General features: G+C 59.3%; 2 protein-coding genes. One reads left to right on the plus strand and one right to left on the minus strand.

Features of this window, described 5'->3' with window-relative positions; genetic code table 11:
- Positions 1-865 (minus strand): IS110 family transposase (locus VEG30_04905; GenBank protein HXZ79248.1); only part of this gene is annotated, 865 nt, incomplete at its 3' end.
- A gap of 227 nt (positions 866-1,092) precedes the next feature.
- Between VEG30_04905 and VEG30_04910 the strand changes: the two genes are divergently transcribed.
- On the plus strand, positions 1,093-2,130 hold the full coding sequence (locus tag VEG30_04910) for an IS110 family transposase (GenBank protein ID HXZ79249.1): 1,038 nt from the start codon (positions 1,093-1,095) through the stop codon (positions 2,128-2,130).
- Positions 2,131-2,465 lie beyond the last annotated feature (335 nt).

The raw sequence follows: 2,465 nt of genomic DNA on the forward strand, positions 1-2,465 counted from the left end.
GATGAGGCTCGTGCCGCAGAGCCACGAGCGCCGGCATGTACAACGCGCGGCGCAGATGGCGACTGCCCCCACGGCTGATGCGGGGGCGCCTCTCGACTGACGTACCGGAAGTGAACTGGGAGGGATCGAGTCCACTGAATGCCACCCACTGGCGAGCATCTAAGCTATCGGGCAACCCTACAAGCTCTCCGAGAATCTGCAGCGCGCTGGTTTCGGCGACCCCGGGAACTGTCACCATCAGGCGAAAACGACGATCTAGCTCGGGGTCCTTCGCGATGAGCCGGCGAGCTTCGCGACGGAGTTGCTCCATGCGATTCTCCAGATAGCGCTGATGATGTCGCATCTCCCGAATCACCAAGGATGGCAAAGCCTGGCTAGCCTGCAACGCATGCTCACGATTTTTTTCCTGAGTATGCATAACGCCCAGGCTTTCGATGGCGCGGGTGATGGCGCGCAACCGCAACCCTCGTGTGCTCGGTGGTCGCCAGACCACCCACGGCATACGCGCGGCGTACTCGCAAAGCACACGGGCATCGACAGGGTCAGTCTTGCTCCGTTCCCCCAGCGATTCCGCAAAGCGGCGGGCGCGACGCGGATTTACGAGGCTGACCTCGACGTGACGGTGAGCATGCAAGGCCAGGGCTAGATCGAGACTGTAATTACCACTGGCTTCCAGACAAACCCGTACCTGTTCGGTTCCCTGCAGCAAGTACGCCAGGAGCGCCTTATGCCCGGAGGCGTTATTCGCAAAGCTGGCAACCGTTAGCGTCCCGTCTTTGCTTCGAAGCCGGGCGACGCTGATCGCACGTGCACTGACGTCGAGACCAGCGAAAACGTCGACATGTTCATCCGGACGATCTGTCATTCTCAACTCCTCCAGATTGGGATTAGACTCGGTTTCGGCTCCCCGACCCTGAGCAACCTCTCTCGCCGACCTTGTGAATGCAGGCTCATGTGGCCTCGGATTCTCCACGGCGTCAGAAAAGGAGGGCGGGGGGCCTATCTACAATCCAGGCTGCGAAGGACAGCGCCTCTAGGGTGCGATCGGCCTCCCGCCGAAACCCGATTCTGGCTCCAAGTAGCACGGAGTGAATGAATCGGGGAGATGCAAGCAAGATACAAGGGTGTGATTTCCATCCTGGTTGGCAACAAGTGGCTGTATTGGATTCAGAAACGGGAGAGATACGCGAGCTCAAGTTGGAGAACGGCAACGGTGAAGCCGAGCGCTTTTACCGTGAACTGAGTTCGCCGGCACGGATCGGTTTTGAGGCCTGTGGTAACACGCAATGGTTCGAAGATCTGCTGGATCGATTAGGACATGAAGTCTGGGTGGGAGATGCCGCAGAGATCCGCGCCAGCTACGTGCGCAAGCAGAAGACGGACCGTCGGGACGCCGCACACATTCTGAAGCTGCTGTTGGAGAACCGCTTCCCGCGGTTGTGGCGGCCCAGCGCAGGCGAGCGGGATCTGCGCCAGCTACTGATGCATCGTCACAAGCTGGTCGGCATTCGGGCAAGGGTAAAGAACGGGCTGCAACACCTGATGCTGAACCGCGGCATGCAGATGAAGCGGAAGTTGTGGAGCGAAGCTGGTCAGAAGGCGTTACGCACACTGCCACTGGAAGGATGGGCCGCACAACGCAGACAGGACCTGCTCAACCTACTCAGCCATCTGGACCCGCAGATTCGTCAGCTCGATGACGCTATCGAGCGTGCTGCCCAGCAGAATCCGCGAGCCCAGTTGCTGATGACGCAGCCTGGCGTAGGTCCGGTCACGGCCCTGGCCTACGTGCTGACCATGGGAGATGTGAGTCGCTTCCAACGCGGCAAGCAGGTGACGAGCTATCTCGGACTGATTCCCAGCGAACGTAGCTCCAGCCATCGACGCCGTCTGGGGTCGATCAGCAAACAGGGGAACTCGTTCATGCGCATGCTGCTGGTCGAGAGCGCGCAAACGGTGACCCGGCTGGATGAAGGCTTCCGCAAGCAGTACCAGCATCGTTGCCACCGCATGGCCAAAGGAGTGGCCAAGGTGGCGGCGGCGAGAAGATTAGCAGTGCGATTGTTCTGGATGCTGCGTAGGAACACAGCCTATCCGGAGATCGCTTACATCGAGAGTAGCCCGCGGTAAGGTGTGGTCGGCGAAAGCTAGACCGGGAAATTGATTGGGTACTCTCGCATCCAGACTGACCGCTGCAGAAGACGGCGCTAGGCGCGCCTTGGAAAACTGAAAAACGTTTTCCACTTCTGCCCCGGTCCGGCGGCTGGATATTCGCATGGAAAATCATGGTCGCAGTTTAGGCCGCATAGATGGATGGTGAAGCGAACTGCTTCACTGCCGGTGATTCAGCGTGATGCTCGGAGCTCTTGGTCCTCAACCCAACCCTGGCTAACACGCGGTGTCACAAACACTGCACAGGACAACTCTGTCCTTGACAGCGCCTTCGTCCTTATAGACGCCTTATC

It is taken from the genome of Terriglobales bacterium (assembly GCA_035624455.1).
GTDB lineage: Bacteria > Acidobacteriota > Terriglobia > Terriglobales > Acidobacteriaceae > DASPRM01.